The sequence below is a fragment of the Neomoorella stamsii genome (assembly GCF_002995805.1).
Taxonomy (GTDB): domain Bacteria; phylum Bacillota; class DSM-521; order Neomoorellales; family Neomoorellaceae; genus Neomoorella; species Neomoorella stamsii.
The window spans coordinates 48,830-71,211 of sequence record NZ_PVXL01000045.1; the positions used below are offsets into that span (position 1 = coordinate 48,830).

Genomic DNA, 22,382 nt, shown 5'->3' on the forward strand with positions numbered 1-22,382 from the left:
TATTCTTTAGGAAAAAGTGCAGGTGATTTTTACGTGCCTGGCGGCCTGTTCATTACCCTGGAGGGGCCGGACGGCTCCGGTAAGACCACCCAGATGGAACACCTGGAGTGTTTCTTAAGCAGGCGGGGGTTTACCGTCGAATGTACCCGGGAACCCGGCGGGACGCCCCTGGCCGAAGCCATCCGACAACTGCTCCTGGAACCGCGCTATGGCCCCATTGATGCCCGGGCCGAAATCCTGCTTTATGCTGCCGCCAGGGCCCAGCATGTAGCCGAACGCATCCGGCCGGCCCTGGCAGCAGGAAAAATAGTCCTCTGCGACCGTTTTACGGATTCCAGCATCGCCTACCAGGGTTATGGCCGCAAGCTGGGGGTGGAACTGGTGCGCCAGGTTAACAACCTGGCTACCAGCGGCCTCCTACCGGATCTTACCCTCTTAATCGACGTGCCGGTAGAGTTAGGTTTGGCACGGCGCCGGGGGAAAAGCGCCGCCGACCGCCTGGAGCGGGAGGACCTGGCCTTTCACCGGCGGGTACGCCAGGGTTACCTGGAATTGAGCCGCCTGGAGCCGCAGCGAATCCACCTCATTGATGGTACCGGATCCCCGGATGTCGTGTGGTCGCAGATTGAAAAGGTAGTAGAACCTTTACTGGAGTTGAGGAAAGGCTAAATGGTAGCAGGAGAGCAGTTACCCACAGCGAAGCCCCAAATTGCCATGACTGCCCGCCAGCAGCTGCGGCAGGCCCTGCAAAGGGGGAAACTCGTCCATGCCTACCTCCTGGCAGGCGGCAGTGAGGCCGCGAGGATGGAACTGGCCAGGTACCTGGCTGCGACCCTGAACTGCCAGGAGCCCCGGGAGGGGGAACCCTGCGGCCGCTGTCGTTCCTGCCAGCAGATGGCCGGCGGCAACCACCCGGACTTTTATCTTTTCAAGCCCCAGGGCGCCACTCTAAAAATTGACCAGATCCGGGAACTGGAAAGGCAGTTGACCTTCCGGGCCTTCCAGGGAGGGGCCAGGGTGGCCGTCCTGGACGGGGCCGATACCATGACCGAAGCAGCAGCCAACTGCCTGCTAAAGACCCTGGAAGAGCCCCCGGAAGGAGCCTATCTTATTTTACTGGCTGCCCAGCCGGACTTATTGCTGCCCACCATCCGTTCCCGCTGCCAGGAACTGCACCTGGGCGGGGAAGGCGGGGTGTCACCTGCCGGGGCCACCTACTGGAACCGCCTGGCAGGGGCCGGTTTAGCAGCTATGCTGCAGGAAATCTTACCCGAGCTGGAAAAGGAGGATGATCTCCCGGCCGTTCTCCAGGCCATGGCCCTGGCCTGCCGGGACCAGCTGGTCTGGCAGTTAACAGGAACGGCAACACTATTACTGCAGCCAGGGTACCTTTTACCGGTACCCCTGTCACCGGCGAAAGCCTGGCGCTGTTTTCAGCTTATCCAGGCTGCCCGGGCGGCCATTGAACGCAATGCCAACCGCCACCTGGCCCTGGAAGTATTGATGTTTAATCTGCACCGGGAGCTGGCCAATACCATTGTATAGCTTCCCCCATCTGACTTCTGATTTACGGAGGTGAGGCAATATAGTTACCGTCATTGGCGTCAGGTTTAAAAAGGCCGGTAAAATATATTACTTTGATCCCGGCGAACTGGAGCTTACCAGGGGTGACCATGTAATCGTCGAGACAACCCGGGGCCTGGAATATGGTGAGGTGGTCATCCCGCCCCGCCAGGTTGATGAAGGCCAGATAGTGCAGCCTTTGCGGCCGGTTATCCGCCGGGCAACGGCGGCCGATACCGAACAGGTAAATATCAACCGCCAGAAGGAAAAGGAAGCATTTGCCATTTGCCAGCAAAAAATTGCCGAGCACGGCCTGCCTATGAAATTAATTGACGTCGAATTTACCTTTGACGTCAGCAAAATCATTTTCTATTTTACGGCCGAAGGCCGGGTCGACTTTCGCGAGCTGGTCAAAGACCTGGCGGCCGTTTTCCGCACCCGCATAGAATTACGCCAGATTGGTGTCCGGGATGAAGCCAAGATGCTGGGCGGGCTGGGTTGCTGCGGCCGGCCGGTCTGCTGTGCCACTTTTCTGGGTGAGTTTGACCCGGTTTCCATACGCATGGCCAAAGAACAAAACCTGTCTTTAAATCCTACCAAGATTTCGGGCCTGTGCGGCCGGCTCATGTGCTGCCTGCGCTACGAAAATGACGTTTATGAGGAGGCGCGACGCCACTTTCCTCCCTGTGGCGCCATGGTCCAGACACCGGCAGGTCCAGGCCGGGTAACAGGGCACAATATCCTTAAGGAAACCGTCATGGTAGAAATACCCGAGCATGGTACTATGGAATTTCCCCTGAAAAATATCAGGAGAGAAGATCATGAGCAGTAATTTTGTGGATTCTCAAGGCGGTACCCTGGCCGTAGCCCTGGCTGAACTGGAAGGACACCTGAGTGAGGTTTTAAAGGAAGTGCGGCGCCTCCGGGCTTTAGCGCGGGCCCTGGAGGAAGAAAACCAGCGCCTCAGGACCATCATGTTCGCGGACCAGGCCGGGGAAGGTGGTTACCAGCAGCTTTTACGCTTTTATGAGGAGGGTTTTCACGTATGCCCGCCCCATTTTGCCCGGGTGCGGGACGGGGAGGGCTGCCTTTTTTGCCAGAGTTTTTTAGAGAAGAAGGGGTTACAGTCCCATGGCTAGCCTTTACCTGGTAGCCACTCCCATCGGTAACCTGGAGGACATTACCCTGCGGGCCTTAAGGGTCCTGCAGGAGGTCGATTTAATCGCTGCCGAGGATACCCGGCGTACCCGGGAACTCCTGGCCCATTATGACCTGCACACACCCCTGACCAGTTACCACCGCCACAACCAGGCCAGCAAAACCCCTTATTTATTAAAGCTTCTCCAGGAAGGCAGGGATATCGCCCTTGTTTCCGATGCCGGCCTCCCGGGCATCAGCGACCCGGGGGAAGAGCTGGTGCGGCAGGCGGTAGCTGCCGGCATTAAGGTAGTTCCCATTCCCGGTGCCAACGCCGCCCTCGCTGCCCTGGTGGCGTCCGGGTTACCGGCTGGCCGTTTCGTTTTTGAGGGTTTTTTGCCCCGGGCCGGGAAGGAGCGCCGGGAACGGCTGGCGGCCCTGGCGGCTGAGGAACGGACCCTGATTTTCTATGAGGCCCCCCACCGCCTGGTGGCTACCCTGTCGGACTTGCTGGCAACCCTGGGAGAACGGCGGGTTGCCGTCGGCCGGGAGCTGACAAAAAAATTTGAGACCATCTGGCGGGGGTTGCTGTCGGAAGCAGTAGCGCACTTCCACGCCAACCCGCCCCGGGGAGAGATTACCCTGGTAGTGGCCGGGGCCGGGCCGGCAATCCTGCCGGCTTATGACCCGGCCCGGGCGGCAGCGGAGGTGGCGGAACTGGAAGCTGCCGGCCTCGACCGTAAAGAGGCTATGGCCAGGGTAGCCCGGCGTTACGGCCAGCCCCGGCGGGAGATTTACCGTGCCTGCTTGCAGGCCCTCAAAAAAGGTGGCGAGGCCTTCCTGTCAAAATAAAAAGGCGCCCGGAGGCGCCCCTTTTACCTTACCTGACTTAGACAGCCCTGGCCTGCTGGGTCATGGCTTCCAGGCATGCCCGGCAGACGTTTTTACCATGGAAATTGACGATATCTTCCGCATTGCCGCAGAAAACACAGCCGGGCTCATACTTTTTCAGGATAATTTTCTCATGGTCGACGTAAATCTCCAGGGCGTCTTTTTCATCGATGCCCAGGGTACGCCGCAGCTCAATGGGAATGACTACCCGGCCGAGCTCGTCCACTTTACGTACCACGCCCGTAGATTTAATCATGGCTCTCCCCTCCCTATTTCAACATGTTTCGACAACCTGTCTATATGGTACCAGTGTTTCCAGTAAAAGTCAACCATATTTTGGACAAAAAATTAGCCTTCTCGCGCCATTATAGCCAAAACTTGACAACTTGCTCTTTTTTTTAATATAATACTCCTGAATTTGCCGAAAGGGGACGACCAGGATGGGGGACAAGGTTTTTTACGTTACCACCCCTATTTATTATCCCAGCGATAAACTGCATATTGGTCATGCCCTGACGACCACCATGGCCGACACCCTGGCCCGCTACAAGCGCCTGCGGGGTTATGACGTTTATTTCCTCACCGGTTCCGACGAGCACGGCCAGAAAATCCAGCGCAAGGCCCGGGAAGCTGATCTACCGCCCCAAAAGTATGTCGACCGTATTGTGGCTACTTTCCAGGAACTCTGGCGCCGTCTTAATATTTCTTATAACGACTTTATTCGCACCACCGAACCGCGCCATACGCGGGTCGTCCAGCATCTACTGCAGAAAATTTACGACCAGGGGGATATCTATAAGTCCACCTACGAGGGCTGGTACTGTACCCCCTGTGAAACCTTCTGGACGGAACGGCAGCTCAAGGACGGCAACTGCCCCGACTGCGGCCGGCCGGTGGAACTGGTCAAGGAAGAAAGCTATTTCTTCCGGATGAGCAAATATGCCGATCGCCTGCTGCAATATATAAAAGAACACCCTGACTTTATCCTGCCCGTTTCCCGGCGCAATGAGATGATCAGCTTTATCGAGGGTGGCCTGGAGGACCTGTGTATTTCCCGGACCACCTTTGACTGGGGTATACCGGTGCCCATGGACCCCAGGCACGTTATCTATGTCTGGTTTGATGCCCTCACCAACTACATCTCCGCCCTGGGCTACGGTACCGAAGATGATCACCTTTTCCGTAAATACTGGCCGGCCGCCGTGCACCTGGTGGGTAAAGATATCGTCCGCTTCCACACTATTATCTGGCCCATTATCCTCATGGCCGCCGGCATTGACCCGCCGCGCCAGGTCTTTGGCCACGGCTGGCTCCTGGTGGACGGCGGCAAGATGTCCAAATCCAAGGGCAATGTTGTCGATCCCATGGTGCTCATCGACCGCTACGGCGCCGACGCCATCCGTTATTTCCTCCTGCGGGAAATGCCCTACGGCGCCGACGGTTACTACAGTGAAGAGGCTTTAATTACCCGCCTCAATACCGACCTGGCCAACGACTTTGGCAACCTCCTCAGCAGGACGACGGCCATGATTGAAAAATTTAACGGCGGGGTGATTGCGGCGCCCTCAGTCCCGGAGCCCCTGGATGAGGAGTTAAAGGCCATAGCCAGGGCTGTGCCGGATGAGGTGGACGCGGCTCTGAACAATTTTGAATTCGCCCGGGCCCTCACGGCCATCTGGCGCCTGGTTAACCGGGCCAATAAATACATCGAGGAGACGGCTCCCTGGGCCCTGGCCAAAGACCCCTTAAAGAAACCGCGCCTGCAGACGGTCCTTTACAACCTGGCCGAGGCCATGCGCCAGGCTACCATCATGGTGGGGCCCTTTATGCCCGGCGTACCGGCCCGGGTGTGGGAGCAGCTGGGCCTTTCGGATGTCCCCGCGGCCCTCACCTGGGAGAGCCTGGCCACCTGGGGGGGCATCCCTGCCGGTACCCGGGTGAGAAGGGGCCCGGCCCTCTTCCCCCGTATTGAACTTAACGAACAGGAAGGAGAAGGACCGGTGGCAGTACAGGAGAAGCCGGCGGCGACGTCGCCTGCAGTTAAAGAAGAAACGGTTGCTAAACCCGGTGAAGAAGAAATAACCATCGAGGAATTCGCTCGCATTAAACTAAGGGTAGCTGAAGTCCTGGCGGCGGAGAAGGTGGCCAACGCCGACAAGCTCCTAAAGCTGGAAGTTAAAGTTGGTGACGAGCGGCGGACTATCGTGGCCGGCATCGCCCGCTACTACCGGCCGGAAGAACTGGTGGGCAAAAAGGTTGTTATTGTGGCTAATTTGAAGCCGGCAAAACTCAGGGGTATTGTCTCCCAGGGGATGGTGCTGGCGGCCGTCGCTGACGATACCTTAAGCCTGGTAACACCGGAGCGGGCTATTCAGGACGGCGCCCAGGTGCGATAAATGCCGGAACTCATTGACTCCCACGCCCACCTCAACGATCCGGCCTTTGGCGCCGACCTGGCCGGTGTCCTGGGCCGCCTGCAAGAGGCCGGCGTTGTAGCTGTAATCAACGTGGGTTATGATGTATCATCTTCCCGGCGGGCGGTGGAGCAGGCCCACGCCTGGCCCTTTATCTACGCTGCCGTGGCCGTCCACCCCCATGATGCGGCGACTTTCGACGCGGAGGCGGCGAATGTCATCGGCGGCCTGGCGAGGGACAGCCGGGTGGTGGCCATTGGCGAAACGGGACTCGATTACTACCGCAACCTTTCACCCCGGCAGCGCCAGCAGGAGGTCTTTCGCTGGCACCTGGAGCTGGCCCGATCTTTACGCCTGCCGGTAATTGTCCATGACCGTGACGCCCATGGGGATACCCTGCGGATTTTAAATAAGGCCGGGCCTTTCCCGGCGGGGGGCGTCCTCCACTGTTTCTCCGGTAGCTGGGAAATGGCCTGGGAGTGCCTGGAGATGGGCTTTTATATTTCCTTTGCTGGGCCGGTAACCTATAAAAACGCGGCCCGGTTGCGGGAAGTGGCCGTCCGGGTGCCCCTGGAGCGGTTGCTCATTGAAACCGACTGCCCGTATCTTACCCCGGAGCCCCACCGGGGCCGGCGTAACGAGCCGGCTTACTTGGGCCTGGTGGCCGACGCCATAGCCGCAGCCCGGGGCCTGGCAGCGGAAGCCGTCAGCGAAGCCACCGCGGCCAACGCCCGGCGCCTGTTTGGGATTTGATCAGAAAAATTCCCGCAGCACATAATCACGGAACATCGGCTCAACGAATGTATAAGACCCGCGCCCCTTCTTCTCGATCACTGTTTTAGCCAACAAATGATCTATCGTCCGCTTAATTTCATTAGGATTGGCGTTTTTTATGCTATAAATACTGGTTCCTGTGGCAATGCGCTTTAATACCTGGCGTCCAGTGAAACTCAGGTTTAGATCGTCTAGTAATTGATCGTAGATGGGGGCAAGAGTCAGCAGGGCGCGATCATATCCCAAGCTTACAATCTCAAGGGATATGGTGTTCTGCCCGGCTTCAAGCAATGCGTAGTATAGTTCGGAACATACAACCATCGTGTCCTGGGGGTGCCCTCCGGTTTTACGGGTAATCTCCTTTATTGCTTCCGGGGTAGATATGATTCCCCTGGTGCGGAACTTTTTGGCAATATATTCCGCCCAGGCCGTTTCGGGAATCGAGGGTATGGGAAGAATAGTGGCGAACCGGTAAAAGGCTTCCTTTTTGTCAGCGAATAGGGTTTTCATCATGCCCTCTTTTGATCCCAGGAACAAGTAGGCCACATCTTCTTGATTTTGAAAATAGGAACGCATCTTTTTATAGATTTCCGTCCCTGCTACCCGGGAAGCGTCTTGAAATTCATCGAACAAGATAACCACCGGCTTTTTATCCCGTTTAGCCAACACCCCGGGCAAGTTTAGCGCATAGTCAAGCAAAGCTTCATCGCTTTGCTCGCCTTGCGAAAGCCCCAAATCGAGTTCAAGGTCCTGGAGCTTAATTGCTAGTTTCGCAGTGCCGACAATGGTTTTAGTCCGGTCTTTCCACGCGTCGATTGTCTTGCGAATGCCAGTCCTGTTTTCCAGGCAAGCGTTAATCAGCGCAACGGCCAGATCGCGCTTGCTGGAAAGCCGGAAAAGATCAACTGAAGCGATATAAAAACCTTTTACCTTTAGCTGCCTTAACACCTCATGGGCCAATGAGGTTTTTCCTATGCGCCGTGGGCCGTAAAGCATGACGCTTTGACCCTCAGAGAGCCTGGTTACAAGGGAGGTAATGAAATCCTCCCTGTCGACGATATCTTCTTCCGCAACAGGACCGCCGATGGGAAATAGCTTACCTGGCATTATCAACGCCCCTTGATATTATTATCCATGATTATTACTTATTATGTAATATTATATTACACAAGGTGTAATAAAGCAATATTTTTCCGGCCAATCCAAAACCCGCCCCAGGAAATAGAGGCATACCGCTTGAAATAAGTTATAATCCTCCTGCCTTCAGGGCAGGATTTTTTATGGGTATAAAAGGCGAATATTCTGGCAAGGCTATAGCTGGTATAATATGGAAGGAGTGGCGTCATGTTCAAGATATTACCCCTTTCCGGCCAGCGGCCTGCCCTTGCCTGGAGAAAGTCGATGCTGGTACTGGCCTGCCTGCTGATGGGGCTCCAGTCCCTGGTGCTGGCAGGCTGGACCAGTAATCGCGTCGATATTTTCACCGATGGCAGCGCCAGACAGGTAGCCACCGGCCAGTGGTACCTGGGCGACAGCCGGGGCCCGACCGGTAGCCAGGTACAGATAGGCGACTGGGTTTTACCCCTGCCCGGTGCCTGGTTCTGGCCGGGCTTAAAACTGACCATGGCCGGCGTAGTGCCGGTAGCGGCCGAGATTGCCGGCCAGCCTCTCTGGTCCCAGGTACCGCTACCGGCGGTAGCCGGAATCCTGGCCCAGGAGGGCATAACCCTGGGTCCTGAAGACAGGGTAGATAGCAACCTGGGCAGCAATGACCCTTACCAGTATATCCGGGTCATCAGGGTGGAAAATACCATTGAACTGCGCCAGGAAGCAGTACCGCCTCCCCTGGTGCGCCGGCCGGATCGGACTTTACAGCCGGGGAAGGAAAAGGTGGTCCAGGAAGGCCAGCCGGGAGTACGTTATTATAAATACCAGGTAAAGAAAGAGAATGGCGTCGAAGTCGAACGCCAACTCCTGGACACCTGGATCGAAGTCCAGCCCCAGCCACGGATAGTGGCCTACGGTAGCCGTGCCTACCCGGCAGTTACGGCGGCCCGCGCGGGGGATACCCTGCAGGTGATAGCTACGGCCTATACCCACACCGGTAACCGGACGGCTACCGGCATCTGGCCCTACAGGGGAATAGTTGCCGTCGATCCCCGGGTCATACCCCTGGGGACCAGGCTTTACGTAGAAGGCTACGGTTATGCCGTGGCCCAGGACACGGGTGGCCTGATTAAAGGTAATCGTATTGACGTTTTTTTAGATAGTGAGGCCGAAGCCATCCAGTGGGGCCGGCGCCAGGTAACTGTACGCATTTTAGGGCGATAGACAAAAAATACCAGACACGGGGGCAGGAAAATCTTGCCCCCGCGTCGAAGTATAAGAAGTATAATATGGAGAATGGGAAGTGAGAAGTTGGAGGTGACCCATGGACGGGTGGATTACGCACTGGCGCCAGAAGAATTCCCGGGGGCGCCGCCGGCCCTGGCTCTGGCTCCTGGTGGCGGTATCAGTGCTTTTTACCGGCACCGGGTGGGGAGTAATGAACTTTGCCTGGAAGCAGGTAACCCTCCAGGTAGACGGGCGTGAGATCGCTAGTCGGACCTTTGCCCGCCAGGTAGGGCAATTTTTAAATGAGCAGCAAATTACCCTGGGGCCAGAGGATGTTGTTTTTCCTGCCCTGGACGCACCTGTGACTAAAGGTATGGTGGTGACGGTCAAAAGGGCCGTCCTGGTAAAGATAATTGCCGGCGGGCAGGAAAAGGAAATTTTGACTCTTCCGGTGACTGTGGCCGAGGTTTTAAGCAAAGCGGGGGTAACTTTGCAGCCTGAAGACCGGGTTACCCCGGCTGTAACTGCCACCGTAAGGGCAGGGGACACAATTAAAGTTACCAGGGTCACCTACAAAATGGAAACGGTTAACAGGGAAATTAACTACCGGGTGGAGCGTCGGCCCGACGGGGAGTTAGAAAAAGGCATTACCCGCCTGGTGCAGAGGGGGCAGAAGGGCCTCCAGGAAGAAACTTACCGGATCGTCTATGAAGACGGACAGGAAGCAGGCCGTGAGCTGGTGGCAACTAAGGTAGTTAAAGAACCTGTACCGGAAATAATAGCTGTAGGAGCCCTGGATATGGCTTCCCGCGGGGGACACACTTTCCGCTTTGAGCGGGCTTTCTGGGCCGTTGCTACGGCTTACACCCACACGGGCTCACGGACGGCGACAGGGGTTTATCCCCGGGTAGGTACCATTGCCGTAGACCCGAAGGTAATTCCCCTGGGTACCAGGCTCTATGTCGAAGGCTATGGCTTTGGTATTGCCCAGGATGTGGGCAGTGCCATCAAGGGTAACCGCATTGACGTTTTCCTGGACACGGAGGCGGCTACGGCCCGCTGGGGCGTCCGCCGGGTGAAAGTCTATATTTTACGCTAAAACTACCCTCCACCGGGTGGTTTTTTGTTATAAGCCACCCGGCCCGCCATTACCGTTTTTCCATTTACATATATTTGTACCATGGCTGCAGATGTAGTATAATACCTCTATGGAGGGATTGGGGTGGATTCTGTAGCCACGCCAGGTAGAACCCTGGCCCTGGTCCGGGAAAAGGGGCTGGTACCTCGTAAATCCCGGGGCCAGAATTTTCTTGTGGATCTAAATATCGTGCGGAAAATTGCCAGGGCGGCCGGCCTTGGCCCTGATGATACTGTTGTCGAGATAGGACCCGGCCTGGGGGCCCTTACCCAGGAGCTGGCGGAACAGGCGGGACTGGTAATAGCCATTGAGATCGACCGGGATTTAATATCTGCTTTAAAAGAAACCTTGAAGGATAAGGCCAATGTGCGCCTGGTTGCCGGCGATGCCTTAAAAGTTGATTTTGATGAGTTAGTCGCCGGATTTAAGGGAGATGGAGGAGGAAGGTTGCCCACTTATAAGCTAGTGGCCAACCTTCCTTATTATATAACCACCCCCATCCTGATGCATTTACTGACCGGTAAATTTCAGATTACGGAACTTGTTTTAATGGTCCAGGCCGAAGTGGGTTACCGGATGCTGGCCTTACCGGGAAGCAAGGATTATGGCTCTTTGAGTATAGTGGTCCAGTATTATACGATCCCGGCCGTTATCTTGAAGGTGCCGCGCACCGTCTTTTACCCGCGGCCGGAGGTCGACTCCCTGGTAGTGAAACTAACCCGCCGGGCTGAGCCGGCAGTACAGGCAGGGGATGAAGATTTCTTTTTCCGGGTGGTCCGGGCCGCCTTTAACCAGCGGCGTAAGACCCTTTTAAACGCCCTGGACAGCCTGGGACTGGAACGTCCCCTGTTACTAAAAGCTATGGCAGTTGCCGGAGTTGAACCCCGGAGAAGGGGAGAAACCTTGACTATTGAAGAGTTTGCTAACTTGAGCAAAGCGTTACAGCAACAAATGGAAAGAAGGTGATACCGGTGTATTATATCAGTCCTACCAGGGGTCGCCTGACGGCTGAAGAAATGTTTGCCGACATGATGCAGTTTATCGAGGCCAATCCCGAGGCCCAGTACAAGATCATTATAGGTTCGGATTCCCAGGCCCGGGTCCGTACCTGCTTTGTTACGGCGGTCATAGTCCACCAGGTGGGCAGGGGGGCACGCTACTATTATAGCAAGAGGTACCAGCGCAAGATTACGTCCCTGCGCCAGAAGATCTTTTATGAAACGGCTTTGAGCCTGGAAACGGCCAGCTTTATCGCCCAGAAGCTGGCGGCCAACGGTCATGCTGATCTCAACCTGGAGATCCACCTGGACATCGGGCCCAACGGTAATACCAGGGAATTAATCCGGGAAATTGTCGGCATGGTGGTGGGCAGCGGTTTTGCCGCCAAGATCAAACCCTATTCCTGCGGGGCCTCCAAGGTAGCCGATAAGTACACCAAGAGCGGCTAAGGGTGAAAATACGTTGGAGCACGGCATAAAAAGTTAAATGGAGCCAGGGAGTAAATTACGAGTGCTTATGTAAAAGAGGTGGCCACCCTTATACCCCGGGGTTGCCACCTCTTCTAGTTAGATAGACTGGTCCCGTACTTTTTAACGGGCAAAGACATGGTTGCCAATCTGGGTAATAATGGTCCGTGTCCAAACCCAGGAATATGCTGGAACTAAAGCTGGATTCCAGAAATAGAGGGCACCGCCGCTGGGATCATAGCCCCGCAGGGCTTCGCGGGCCGCCTGGTAGGCAGTAGCATTGGGAGTCAGGTAAAACTGGCCGTCGTTTACCGAAGTGAAGGCGTCAGGGTCATAGATGACACCGGCAATGGTACTGGGAAAGCGACCATCCCGGGTACGGTTAATGGCCACTGCGGCTACGGCTACTTGGCCGGCATAGGGTTCGCCCCGGGCTTCGCCATAGACCAGGTGGGCTAGCAGGTCCAGGTCGCTGGCACTATAATCAGTGCTTGTCCCCCGGGAGGCCGCGGGCTGGTAGGATCCGGCCGGGATGCGTAAGACCTGTCCCGGGTAAATGACATCGCTGGTGAGATTATTGGCGACCATAATTTGCTGGTAGGACAGGCCGTAGCGTTGACCGATAAGGAAGAGGGTATCGCCGGGCTGGACGACGTAAGTACTGCCGCCCTGGTCAGGAACCCAGAGGGTCTGGCCGGGATAGATCCATGTACTGCTCAAGTTATTCGCTTGTTGGAGTTCCCAGGCGCTGATCCCATAGCGCTGGCCGATAAGATAGAGGGTATCGCCGGGCTGGACGGTGTAAGTGGCGGCGGCTGCTGTGCCGGCAAAGGCGGAGATGCCAATTAGCAGGAAACAAGCCAGGCAAAATAGCCGCAGGCTGGCATAAATTACCCTAGAAATTGCCATCAACTCCTTCGATTTAACTTCTATCTCTAGGCCTGTCATCCAGCTTACTACCATTATACATTTAATTACCATGGCCCGTCATTGCTAAATAGTTGCCAGGAACGGCGTATTATGGTAACTTTACATAATATCCAAGCAGAATATGGCAAGTTGCTGCAGTGGGTACCGCCCTCACCCCCTTGAGTCTCGGGGCATAAAATAGAATGATACAGGGTTTAGGGGGGAGGGAAGCAGGTTGAAAAACATTAAGCCCGGAGATATCGTGGCACGGAAAAAATACGGTAAAGATATCTTTTTCAAAGTAAAGTCACTTATTATAACTGATGCAGGAGAAACTACTGCCATTTTGCGGGGACTGGATGTCCGGCTGGTAGCTGATGCCCCCCTGGAGGACCTGGAGCTGCAACCGGCCGAAGAAGTGCTGCGTTACCGCCACAGCGATATTCAAAAACACAGCCTTTGTTTCCGGCGGATTTTGCAGCGCCGGGAAGCCGAGAGGGAGTTTTTTTTATTGCGGGGTGAACGGCCCGGCCCGGGAGAAAGGGAGCCGGAAAAACAGGAAGGTGCCCCTGGTGATGGTTTTTTTGAGGTACCGGGCCGGGTGCTGCATATCGACGGTGACGAGGAATACCTGGATAAGTGCCTCCATGCCTATGAGCAGCTAAAAATACCGGCCCAGGGCGTGTGCCTGCCAGAAGAACAGCAGGCGGCTAAAGTGAAGGAGCTTTTAAAGGAATATACCCCCGATATTCTGGTCCTTACGGGTCATGATGGCCTGATCAGGGAAAAAAATAATACTTTTGCCGATCTGGATAACTACCGCCATTCGAAGCACTTTGTAGCGGCAGTAAGGGCAGCCAGGACTTTAAGGCCCACCCATGATGACCTGGTTATTTTTGCCGGGGCCTGCCAGTCCCATTATGAAGCCTTGCTTAAGGCCGGAGCCACCTTTGCCAGCTCACCCCGGCGGGTTTTAATTCATGCCTACGACCCGGTTTTTGTAGTGGAGCGGATTGCCTATAGTTCCATTGAAAAAACCCTGGGCCCGGCGGATATAATCAAAGATACCATCACCGGCAATGAAGGTATAGGGGGTATAGAGATTAAAGGTAAACTGCGTCTGGGTTATCCTACTTCCCCTTATTGAAAATATCTTAATAACAAAGGTGAAATTATACCATTATTCCCCTTGACAATAAGCCGGCTCCTCTAGTAAAATAAACATTATGACTTGACACCACCCCCTTACTGTTGTATAATAAAGTATACGCGGAAAGAGGGTGGTCTTTTTTGGCAGGTAAAGAAGTACTGGCAACTATTAGAGAGGACCTGGAGTCCCGGGTAGGCCAGAAGGTAAGACTAAGAGCCAACCGCGGGCGGAAAAAGATCCTGGAGAGGACCGGTATACTGGAAAAGACTTACCCCAACATCTTTGTAATCCGACTGGAAGAGCAGAAAAGCCCGGAACGCCGGATATCCTTCAGCTATACCGATGTCCTTACCAATACAGTAGAATTAATGGTTGAGGGTGAGAGCGGTATTAAAAAACTGGGTGCCAAACATTAAAAAGCTATCAGGCCAAACCTGATAGCTTTTTTGTATCCTCAATAATTGCATATTTTGGGTTTCCCCACCCCATACTAGCAGCAGGGGTGGGTTTTTTTGTTGCAGATGGTGGTCTGTGTCAAGCAGGTGCCGGACACGGCTGAGGTCAGAATCGACCCCCGGACCAATACCCTGGTCCGGGCCGGGGTACCGGCCATTATCAACCCCTTTGATGCCCATGCCGTGGAGGCCGCGGTTCGGTTAAAGGAAAAGTACGGCGGCCGGGTTACGGCCCTGTCCATGGGACCGCCCCAGGCCGCAGAGGTCCTGCGGCGGGCCCTGGGTATGGGGGCCGACCGGGCTATCCTCCTCACCGACCGGGCCTTTGCCGGTTCCGATACCCTGGCCACCAGCTATATCCTGGCCCGGGCCATCGAAGTCATTAACCGGGAAACCCCGGTTGACCTGGTCTTTTGCGGCAAGCAGGCTATTGACGGTGATACGGCCCAGGTAGGGCCGGGGATTGCCACCCGGCTGGGTTTCACCCAGCTGACCTATTGTATGGCCATTGACGCCGTAGATTTGGAACAGGGGTACATCCAGGTCCAGCGCAAGCTGGAAGGAAAGCGGGAAATCATCCGCGGCCGGTTGCCGGCCCTGTTAACGGTGGTTAAGGACTTGAATGAACTGCGTTATCCTTCCCTGCCGGCCTTAATCAGGGCGGCGCGGGCAACCATCACCACCTGGAGCAAAGATAACCTGGATCTTGACCCGGCGCAAATTGGCCTCAAAGGCTCCCCTACTTCCGTCCGGCGCATCTTTGCCCCGCCGGCGCGGCCGGGCGGGGAGATAATTCCCGGCGAGCCCCGGGCAGCGGCGGTAGCCCTGGTAGCCAGGCTGGTGCAGATGAAGGTTATAGCTGATAAATAATGGAGGCATACCCATGCCGGCTGATACAGCGAATACCGGTTATCGCGGCGTCTGGGTCTTTATTGAACAGGTGGGGGGAGAAGTGGCCCCTGTCTCCTGGGAACTCCTGGGGGCAGGGCGGCAGTTGGCCGACGCCCTGGGGGTAGAGCTGGCCGGAGTCCTGCTGGGCCAGGGGGTGGCCGGCCTGGTTACCGAGGTGTGGGCCTACGGGGCGGATAAGGTCTACCTGGTCGAGGACCCCGTCCTGGGATTCTATCGCACGGCCCCCTATGCCAGGGCCCTGGTCCGACTGGTAAAACAGTACCAACCGGAGATACTGCTCCTGGGAGCCACCAGCCTGGGCCGGGACCTGTCGGGAGCCGTGGCCACCTTCCTGGGGACCGGCCTGACGGCAGACTGCACCAGTCTCACCATTGACCCGGAGACGCGCCTCCTGGAGCAGACCCGGCCGGCCTTTGGCGGTAATGTCATGGCCACCATCCTCTGCCGCCGGCACCGGCCCCAGATGGCCACCGTCCGGCCGCGGGTCATGCCCATGCCGTCCCGCCAGGAAGACCGCCGGGGAGAACTGGTCCGGGTGGATATGGCCTTCAATGAAGCCGAGGCCCGGGTCGAGGTTATAGAGGTTATCGAAGAAAAAAACAAAGCCGTCTACCTCGACCGGGCGGAGATCATCGTTGCCGGTGGACGGGGCGTGGGGTCGAAGGAAAACTTTCGCCTCCTGGAAGAACTGGCCGGAGTCCTGGGCGGCACCCTGGGCGCCTCGCGGGCGGCGGTGGAGGCCGGGTGGCTGCCCCCGGAGTACCAGGTGGGCCAGACGGGGACTACCGTGCGGCCGAAAGTCTATTTTGCCATCGGCATTTCCGGGGCCGTCCAGCACCTGGTGGGCATGCAGACTTCAGACGTCATTGTGGCCATTAATAATGACTCGCAGGCCCCTATTTTTAAAGTAGCCACCTATGGTATAGTCGGCGATTTACGGCAGGTAGTTCCGGCTTTAACGGCGGAATTTCGCCGCCAGCTGGTACCGGGGCCTGGGTAGATGGAAAAGCAGCTCGGGGTGGGTATTAGCACTGGTTGATGTTAAGTTCGTATGGGGGCATTATGATGGCGCTAAGGTTTGAAGTCGTCATAGTGGGCGCCGGGCCGGCGGGGCTGGCGGCGGCCATCACCCTGGCCCGGGCCGGGGTGGAGGTAATTATCTTTGAGCGCGGCGAGCACCCGGGCAGCAAAAACGTCATGGGCGGGGTCCTTTACCGCCACCCCACCGAAACGATAGTTCCCGGGTTTTACCGGGAGGCCCCTTTAGAGCGGCCGGTAGTGGAGCAGCGCCTGTGGTTGCTGACCGATGAAGCGGCCCTCACCCTGGGTTATAAGAGCATGGCCTTTGCCGCCGAGCCTTACAACGCCTTTACCGTGCTAAGGGCCCGTTTTGACCGCTGGCTGGCGGAACAGGCCGTGGCGGCCGGAGCCCTGCTGATTAATGAGACTGTCGTCGAGGACCTCCTCTGGGAAAAGGATCGCGTCGTCGGGGTAAGGACGGGCCGAGCCGAAGGCGACGTCCGGGCAGAAGTGGTAATACTTGCCGAAGGTGCCAATTCCCTTTTAACCCAGAAGGCCGGCCTGAAAAAGGACGGCATCAATACCAACCAGCTGGCCGTGGCCGTCAAAGAGATCATTGCCCTGCCCCGGGAAAAGATTGAGGACCGTTTTAACCTGGAGGAAGGCCAGGGTTGCACCATTGAACTCCTCGGTGACGCTACTAAAGGCATGATGGGAACGGCCTTTATCTATACCAACAAGGATTCCCTCTCTGTGGGCGTGGGCGTCCTCCTGTCAAGCCTGGTCCGCCGCCGTTTGAACCCCAATGACCTCCTGGAGCACCTGAAAAGTCACCCCATGGTGCGGCGCCTATTGGCCGGGGGTGAGAGCAAGGAATACCAGGGCCACTTGATTCCCGAAGGCGGCTACCGGGCCATTCCTAAACTCTATGGTAACGGCGTCCTGGTAGCCGGAGATGCCGCCATGTTAGTCAACGGGATTCACCGGGAAGGTTCGAATCTCGCCATGACCTCTGGCCTGCTGGCAGCTAAGACCATCCTGGCCGCCCGGGAAAAGGGCGACTACAGCGAGGCCAACCTGGCACCCTACCGGGAGATGCTGGCGGAGAGCTTTGTCTTGCAGGACCTGAAAAAGTACCAGCGAGCCCCCTTTTTCTTTGACCAAAACCCCCATTTCTTTACCCTTTACCCGCAGCTCCTTTCCCGGGCCGCCAGGGAGTTTTTAACCGTCGATAATGTACCCAAACGGGAAAAGCAGAAGCGCATTTGGAGGGAAATTACGGCCGAACGCAGCCGTATACAACTGGCCGGGGACCTTTACCACCTCTGGAGGGTGATGGGCTGATGCGCCTGGAAGATAAACTCTTCCTCAACCGTTACCAGACGGATAAGCACCCTCATCTAAGGCTCAAGGACCGGGAAGTCTGCCGCCACTGTGACGGCAGGCCCTGCACTTTTATCTGCCCGGCCCGGGTTTACGTCTGGAATGAAGGGGAGGAAAGGATCGAGACGGCCTACGAGGGATGCGTGGAGTGTGGCACCTGTCGCTACGGCTGCGCCCACGACAATATTGACTGGCGCAATCCCCGCGGTGGCTTCGGCATCCTGTATAAATATGGTTAAAACCAATACCTGGACTTACTTTATCTGTATGGGCACACTTACCAGGAAAACTAATATTATGTAGTATAAGCATACTCCTGGAGGTGGCCCTATGACCATCGAGCAAGTAATCAAGCTTCTCAACCTGGACCTGTCCTGGGAATACGCCGCTATGATCCAGTACATCCAGCACGCCAGCATGCTTACCGGCCCCCAGTATTTTGCCATTATCGATGAAGAACTCCAGCATGCCCAGGATGAGCACGATCATGCCGTAAAGCTAAGTGACAAGATCCAGTACCTGGGTGGCATCCCTACCGTCCAGGTGCAGGAAATCAAGATTTCCCTCAATAACGTCGAAATGCTGCGCCAGGACCTGGAAGCCGAGTATGAGGCCCTGAACCGGTACCTGCAGCGTATTGAGCAACTGGAAGCCTTGAAATTGTACGACGTCGCCCAGATCATCAGGGAAATAGCCCTGGTGGAGCAGGGACACATTATCGACCTGGAAAAGTCCCTGGGTATCCAGAAGGTAAGATAACTGGCAATTGCGGCAGGGGTAAATTAACGATTACTTTTACCTAAGAGAAGGAATTTGTTGAGCGAGGTCGAATATAAAAATATTATAGCAAATTATTGGAGGATAATTCCTATGCTGGCAAAGAGCATAACAGAAATTAACATAAAAAACAAAAATAGCCAATGGGGGGGGGGGGGGATTATATGCCTTGATTGTAAATATTTGGAAAGAAGCTTCCCCTCTATTAACCCCCTTAAAATTACTGCAAATAACATTCCTCCCAACCTATCCAGTGCTACCTTTCATAACGCCTCCGGGAACCAGAATTTCCTTGTAATTTTTGGGAAAAAATGTCCAAGGACCACTAGACTAATGTCACCATTCCTTCTACTCCGCCCCCAGAGTTCCCTAAGAGATATCTTTCTCTTATGCAAATAGTTTAAAGTGTTTAAGGGCAAACCACTCGAAAGGGTGGGACGCAAAGCCATGGGTCTGTAGCCACTATGCTGGTATGACTGCCAGGCTGCCACTTTAAAGTCGGTTTTTAATTTTATCTTAACTTTTAAAGGGCAGCCATAGCAAATTACTCGTGGCTGCCTTTGCTATTTCTAGATGGAACGAAGGCGGGGGCGGGTTTAGTGCAAAGGGATACTGTTACTAAAATTTTACTGGAGATTCGGGAATACTGGCCGGTACTGTACTTACACTCGGCTGCGGTGGCCAACTTTGCCTTAAGGATAGCCATGGATCTAGGAATAGAAGACCGTCATTGCCGGGACGTGTTGAGGGGTGCCCTCTTGCATGATGCCGGAAAAATGCATGTACGTTTAGAGATATTAACGAAACCGGGGCCACTGACAGAGGCGGAATGGAGGCAGATAAAAAAGCATACCGACTATGGAGCGGACTGGGTGGAGCAAAGGGGAGGGAACGATGAGGTGGTAGCAGTTATTCGCTACCATCATGAATGGTGGAATGGAAACGGTTATGCCGGCCTTAAATATGAACAGATTCCCTTGCTGGCCAGAATAGTAACAATTGCCGACGCCTTAGATGCCATGACGGCGTCGCGACCCTACCGTAAGGCGATTGCGGTTAGTGAAGCTCTGATGGAAATACATAGCGGGAAAGGATTGCAATTTGACCCAGACATAATAACCGTCTTAAGTCAAAAGGCCACCTACGAACCGGCAACCTACCAGGATCCCCGCACCCTTGCCAGGCAAATCCAGGTAGAAAAAGAATGGCTCGCGAGGTTAATTAAGATTTACGGCGATCTTGCCCATCCTTTAATAATTGCCCAAAGTCACTGGTTGGATAAGTTGATAGTAAGTATTTATAAGTTACAGGAAGGGAAAAGAGGAAAAAACCTCTCTTTATGGGAGAAAGAGAATCTTTAAACCTGGCTTAAAGCCAGAGCAGTAGAGGGGGGGTTCAGGTATGCAAGAGTGTAGCCAGTGTACCCGCAAGACCTCAAATCGTTCTTGTGTCGATTGCGATTATTTCATGAGTCCCGGCCCTTTGCGCCGGAAGCCACCGGCGCCCATAAGCATTAGCCTGGTTGCCGCCGATGGGAAACGTTATGCTGGCCGTATTCTCGTATTGAATACCATGGAACTGGGCCTGGAAACACGAGCTCCCGTTCCCGGTCAATACCGGATTTATTTAAAGCAGCATCTTAGCCTGGATGTTGCAGGGGTACCGACCAAGGGCAAGGGTAACATCCACCTCTTTGATATCATAGCCGTTTACCGGGGTGAGGAAACAGCCAGCCGTCTGGGTAATGAAGAATACCGTTTACTTACGGGTAGTACGGGGGACTTCATTGAGCAAGTATCCCAATTAGTTCCCGCCCATTTACAGGACCTGGTTAAAGAACGACTACTAGCCGAGTTAGAAAGCTCGGAGATTTTCAATGCCATGCGGTTGGGTAAGGTAATGCGTTACGAAAAAGGGCGTTTTCGCCATCTGACAGGACAGGCTGACCTGGAACTGCCCCTGCCGGCAATAGAAAATTTAATGCGCCAGGCAATACAACGGGGAACCCACTGCCGGGAAGTGATAGTAGGTGATGACGGTAAAAGGATTTTTGACCTGCATGGTATACCCCTTGACTCCCGGTCAGGGGGCCTGCTGGCCTTTGATCTTACCGAAATTATTGAAAAGGAAAGGCAGATGCGCCGCCAGGAGATGCTGGCCTACCGGGAAGCCATGGCTGCCGTCACCAATGGGCGCCTGCAGCTTTTGACTTCAGAAGAAATGGTAGCTGTATTATCCCAGGGGAAGGAACTGGCAAGGGGAGTAGTTAACAAGGCTGCCGACATAGCTTTAGCTCGCAGCAAGTTATGCAGTTTGCTACCCGCGGTTTTTAGCGCGCGCGCGTATGGGATGGCCTTATCTTTAACTGAGGCTTTGACCAATACCTTAAAACATGCTACGGGTGGTGAATGGGTGGTCCGGCGGACGGATGAGGCCTTCCGGATAATTATTCAAGACCAGGGCCAGGGAATTAAGATAAAAGATTTACCCAAAGCGGCTTTAATGCGACATTATTCCACCCAAAATTCTCTTGGTTGCGGGTTTACTTTAATGCTTTATTATGCTGATAAAGTTTATCTAACTACCGGTTCCAGGGGAACTACCCTGGTCCTGGATTTCCATCAATCAGCAGATGAAGATATCTGTTCTCCAGCTTCTTAAGTAAAGAAAAGGGGGAGGAGCGATATTATGCTGGCAATCTCTGTAACCAAGGGCGATTATGGGCGCTGTTTAAACCTTAAAGGGGAGTTAGATATGGAAACCCTGGCCACGTTGGAGCGAGCAGCAGAAGTACAGGAAGGGGAGAGGCAATTGAAAATAAACCTGGCAGGGGTATCCTTTATAGATTCTACAGGTCTCAGGGGTTTATTAGAAATACAGCGCCGGTGGTCAATGAAGGGAGGTGAGGTACGGGTTATTAACCCCTGTCCGGAGATTGCTGAAGTTTTCCGGCTCGTAGGTATGGAAGAACTTTTAGATTGTAGCGACCAGAGCAAGGTAACCGGGGGTGAATATTAAATGTCCCTGGATACCGGTGGCAATGGGAAACAAATAATACATGCCGGTATACAGGGTGCCGGGTGTAGTATTCCTGCAGACCTGGAAGGCGGCGACTTTTTTGATTTTATTCCCCTCGGGGAAGATCAACTTATTGTTGCTATCGGAGATGTAATGGGCAAAGGTATGCGTGCCGCCGGGCAAATGAAGGAGCTTTGTACAATCTTACATGCCTGTACCAGGAAAGATCTGTCCCTATTAGAAATCATTAATCAGCTGGCTGCAATCGGAGGAAAGCAGCTGCACCGCGCTGGTTCCTTTGCCACCCTGTGCCTTATTTCTTATGAACGGCAGCATAATTGTTTAACCTGCCTTAGCGCCGGACACCCGTCTCCGGTAATATTTTCAGGCCGTAATATCCACGTACCTCGAGTAAGGGGGGTGGCCCTGGGTTTCCTGGAAGAATACCAGGGTACTCGACCGGAACAAGTTATTCTGTCTCGCGGCGATGTAGTTATCCTGTATACCGATGGCCTGGTAGAAGCCCGCGATGCCAACGGTCAAAATTATGGTTTAAATCGCCTCAAAGAGATAGTTGCCGCCAATACCTGCCTGGACGCAGTTGAACTCCAGGAGGTTATCTTAAATGACTTATTTACCTTTACCGGCTGCAGGCAGCAAAGGGATGATGTAACCCTGGTAATACTTAAGAAAGAGCTGGAAAAGGGGGGTGAGTGTCATGGAAATCAGGGTGAATAAAGAAAAGGAAAAGGCCACCCTGCTGGTAGCGGGGGAATTGGACTACAGCAATGTTGCTCAGCTGCAGCAAGAGATTGAAAGGCAGGAGGCCCCCGTGGTGGAGGTAGTTCTTAAGGACCTGCAGTTCATGGATTCCTCCGGTGCCGGGATGCTTCTCAGCCAGGCCAGGTTATTGAGCCGGCACAACCGCGTTTTGAAAATTACCCATATACCCGCAAATATTCGCCATGACCTGGAAATAATCGGCTTTTTCCGCGTCTTAGAAACCCTTAAAGGCGCCCCTCAAAGTGGAGGGGAGTGATT

26 protein-coding genes and 1 riboswitch are annotated in these 22,382 nt (G+C 54.8%); of the genes, 23 read left to right on the forward strand and 3 right to left on the reverse strand.

All coding sequences use genetic code 11. The features are described from left to right. Positions 1–33: 33 nt before the first annotated feature. From tmk to rsmI, 5 genes are read left to right on the forward strand one after another with little or no spacing between them, the layout of a single operon-like run. The gene (gene tmk / locus MOST_RS09050; protein ID WP_106007114.1) at positions 34–669 is read left to right on the forward strand and encodes a dTMP kinase; all 636 of its coding nucleotides are present in this window, start codon (positions 34–36) and stop codon (positions 667–669) included. Further along, positions 670–1,545: a DNA polymerase III subunit delta' gene (holB, locus tag MOST_RS09055; protein ID WP_054936940.1), complete on the forward strand. Its 876-nt coding sequence runs from the start codon at positions 670–672 to the stop codon at positions 1,543–1,545. It begins immediately after the preceding gene. A 40-nt stretch (positions 1,546–1,585) separates the two neighbouring features. Next, entirely contained in the window at positions 1,586–2,395 is an 810-nt protein-coding gene (locus MOST_RS09060) for a regulatory iron-sulfur-containing complex subunit RicT (protein WP_054936941.1), read from the forward strand. Next, entirely contained in the window at positions 2,385–2,702 is a 318-nt protein-coding gene (locus tag MOST_RS09065; protein ID WP_054936942.1) for an initiation control protein YabA, read from the forward strand. Before MOST_RS09060 ends, MOST_RS09065 begins: the two co-directional genes overlap by 11 nt. Next, a complete protein-coding gene (gene rsmI, locus MOST_RS09070) occupies positions 2,695–3,552 on the forward strand; it encodes a 16S rRNA (cytidine(1402)-2'-O)-methyltransferase (protein WP_054936943.1) in 858 nt (285 codons plus the stop codon). The genes MOST_RS09065 and rsmI overlap by 8 nt, the downstream gene beginning before the upstream one ends. Before the next feature lie 37 nt (positions 3,553–3,589). Here the strand turns inward: rsmI and MOST_RS18345 are convergent, their stop codons facing one another. Continuing rightward, a complete protein-coding gene (locus MOST_RS18345) occupies positions 3,590–3,847 on the reverse strand; it encodes an AbrB/MazE/SpoVT family DNA-binding domain-containing protein (RefSeq protein ID WP_054936944.1) in 258 nt (85 codons plus the stop codon). 184 nt (positions 3,848–4,031) lie between these two features. Here MOST_RS18345 and metG point away from each other — a divergent pair, with 184 nt between their 5' ends. Both metG and MOST_RS09085 read left to right on the forward strand, forming a co-directional pair. Beyond that, entirely contained in the window at positions 4,032–5,987 is a 1,956-nt protein-coding gene (gene metG / locus MOST_RS09080) for a methionine--tRNA ligase (RefSeq protein ID WP_054936945.1), read from the forward strand. Beyond that, positions 5,988–6,758: a TatD family hydrolase gene (locus tag MOST_RS09085; protein ID WP_054936946.1), complete on the forward strand. Its 771-nt coding sequence runs from the start codon at positions 5,988–5,990 to the stop codon at positions 6,756–6,758. On the opposite strand, the gene MOST_RS09090 is transcribed toward MOST_RS09085, so the two are convergent. Continuing rightward, positions 6,759–7,886 (reverse strand): AAA family ATPase, encoded by a 1,128-nt coding sequence (locus MOST_RS09090; RefSeq protein ID WP_054936947.1) that lies wholly within the window; start codon positions 7,884–7,886, stop codon positions 6,759–6,761. A 237-nt stretch (positions 7,887–8,123) separates the two neighbouring features. Here MOST_RS09090 and MOST_RS18230 point away from each other — a divergent pair, with 237 nt between their 5' ends. The 4 genes from MOST_RS18230 (at position 8,124) to MOST_RS09115 (ending at position 11,699) form a co-directional block, all read left to right on the forward strand. Continuing rightward, a complete protein-coding gene (locus MOST_RS18230; protein WP_054936949.1) occupies positions 8,124–9,110 on the forward strand; it encodes a 3D domain-containing protein in 987 nt (328 codons plus the stop codon). A gap of 100 nt (positions 9,111–9,210) precedes the next feature. Then, entirely contained in the window at positions 9,211–10,212 is a 1,002-nt protein-coding gene (locus MOST_RS18235; RefSeq protein ID WP_054936950.1) for a resuscitation-promoting factor, read from the forward strand. 123 nt (positions 10,213–10,335) lie between these two features. After that, complete coding sequence (gene rsmA, locus MOST_RS09110; RefSeq protein ID WP_054936951.1) at positions 10,336–11,217, forward strand: 16S rRNA (adenine(1518)-N(6)/adenine(1519)-N(6))-dimethyltransferase RsmA; 882 nt, start codon at positions 10,336–10,338, stop codon at positions 11,215–11,217. Between the two features lie 5 nt (positions 11,218–11,222). After that, on the forward strand, positions 11,223–11,699 hold the full coding sequence (locus MOST_RS09115; RefSeq protein ID WP_181950129.1) for a ribonuclease H-like YkuK family protein: 477 nt from the start codon (positions 11,223–11,225) through the stop codon (positions 11,697–11,699). 141 nt (positions 11,700–11,840) lie between these two features. Here MOST_RS09115 and MOST_RS09120 read toward each other — a convergent pair whose 3' ends face one another. Further along, complete coding sequence (locus tag MOST_RS09120; RefSeq protein ID WP_083476655.1) at positions 11,841–12,626, reverse strand: LysM peptidoglycan-binding domain-containing protein; 786 nt, start codon at positions 12,624–12,626, stop codon at positions 11,841–11,843. A gap of 235 nt (positions 12,627–12,861) precedes the next feature. Between MOST_RS09120 and yabG the strand changes: the two genes are divergently transcribed. The 12 genes from yabG to MOST_RS09185 all read left to right on the forward strand — a co-directional run bounded on the left by yabG (position 12,862) and on the right by MOST_RS09185 (position 22,380). Beyond that, positions 12,862–13,773 (forward strand): sporulation peptidase YabG, encoded by a 912-nt coding sequence (gene yabG, locus MOST_RS09125; protein WP_054936953.1) that lies wholly within the window; start codon positions 12,862–12,864, stop codon positions 13,771–13,773. Positions 13,774–13,916: 143 nt separating this feature from the next. Then, positions 13,917–14,192 (forward strand): Veg family protein, encoded by a 276-nt coding sequence (locus tag MOST_RS09130; protein WP_054936954.1) that lies wholly within the window; start codon positions 13,917–13,919, stop codon positions 14,190–14,192. 99 nt (positions 14,193–14,291) lie between these two features. After that, positions 14,292–15,101 carry an electron transfer flavoprotein subunit beta/FixA family protein gene (locus tag MOST_RS09135; RefSeq protein WP_161952826.1) on the forward strand — a complete coding sequence of 270 codons (810 nt, stop codon included), beginning with the start codon at positions 14,292–14,294 and terminating at the stop codon, positions 15,099–15,101. Positions 15,102–15,114: 13 nt separating this feature from the next. Next, on the forward strand, positions 15,115–16,143 hold the full coding sequence (locus tag MOST_RS09140; protein ID WP_054936955.1) for an electron transfer flavoprotein subunit alpha/FixB family protein: 1,029 nt from the start codon (positions 15,115–15,117) through the stop codon (positions 16,141–16,143). 65 nt (positions 16,144–16,208) lie between these two features. Further along, positions 16,209–17,507 (forward strand): FAD-dependent oxidoreductase, encoded by a 1,299-nt coding sequence (locus MOST_RS09145; protein ID WP_054936956.1) that lies wholly within the window; start codon positions 16,209–16,211, stop codon positions 17,505–17,507. Continuing rightward, positions 17,507–17,785 (forward strand): ferredoxin family protein, encoded by a 279-nt coding sequence (locus tag MOST_RS09150; protein WP_054936957.1) that lies wholly within the window; start codon positions 17,507–17,509, stop codon positions 17,783–17,785. Before MOST_RS09145 ends, MOST_RS09150 begins: the two co-directional genes overlap by 1 nt. Before the next feature lie 91 nt (positions 17,786–17,876). Continuing rightward, entirely contained in the window at positions 17,877–18,305 is a 429-nt protein-coding gene (locus MOST_RS09155) for a ferritin-like domain-containing protein (RefSeq protein ID WP_054936958.1), read from the forward strand. 422 nt (positions 18,306–18,727) lie between these two features. Next, a riboswitch (cyclic di-GMP riboswitch) is annotated at positions 18,728–18,815 on the forward strand. A gap of 107 nt (positions 18,816–18,922) precedes the next feature. Continuing rightward, a complete protein-coding gene (locus MOST_RS09165) occupies positions 18,923–19,684 on the forward strand; it encodes an HD-GYP domain-containing protein (protein WP_054937243.1) in 762 nt (253 codons plus the stop codon). Positions 19,685–19,724: 40 nt separating this feature from the next. Then, positions 19,725–20,984 carry an ATP-binding protein gene (locus MOST_RS09170; protein ID WP_054937244.1) on the forward strand — a complete coding sequence of 420 codons (1,260 nt, stop codon included), beginning with the start codon at positions 19,725–19,727 and terminating at the stop codon, positions 20,982–20,984. Positions 20,985–21,011: 27 nt separating this feature from the next. Further along, positions 21,012–21,341, forward strand: coding sequence for an STAS domain-containing protein (locus MOST_RS09175; RefSeq protein WP_054937245.1), 330 nt, complete (start codon positions 21,012–21,014; stop codon positions 21,339–21,341). Next, entirely contained in the window at positions 21,342–22,079 is a 738-nt protein-coding gene (locus MOST_RS09180; RefSeq protein WP_054937246.1) for a PP2C family protein-serine/threonine phosphatase, read from the forward strand. Further along, positions 22,060–22,380: an STAS domain-containing protein gene (locus MOST_RS09185; RefSeq protein WP_054937247.1), complete on the forward strand. Its 321-nt coding sequence runs from the start codon at positions 22,060–22,062 to the stop codon at positions 22,378–22,380. The genes MOST_RS09180 and MOST_RS09185 overlap by 20 nt, the downstream gene beginning before the upstream one ends. The last annotated feature ends 2 nt before the right edge of the window (positions 22,381–22,382 follow it).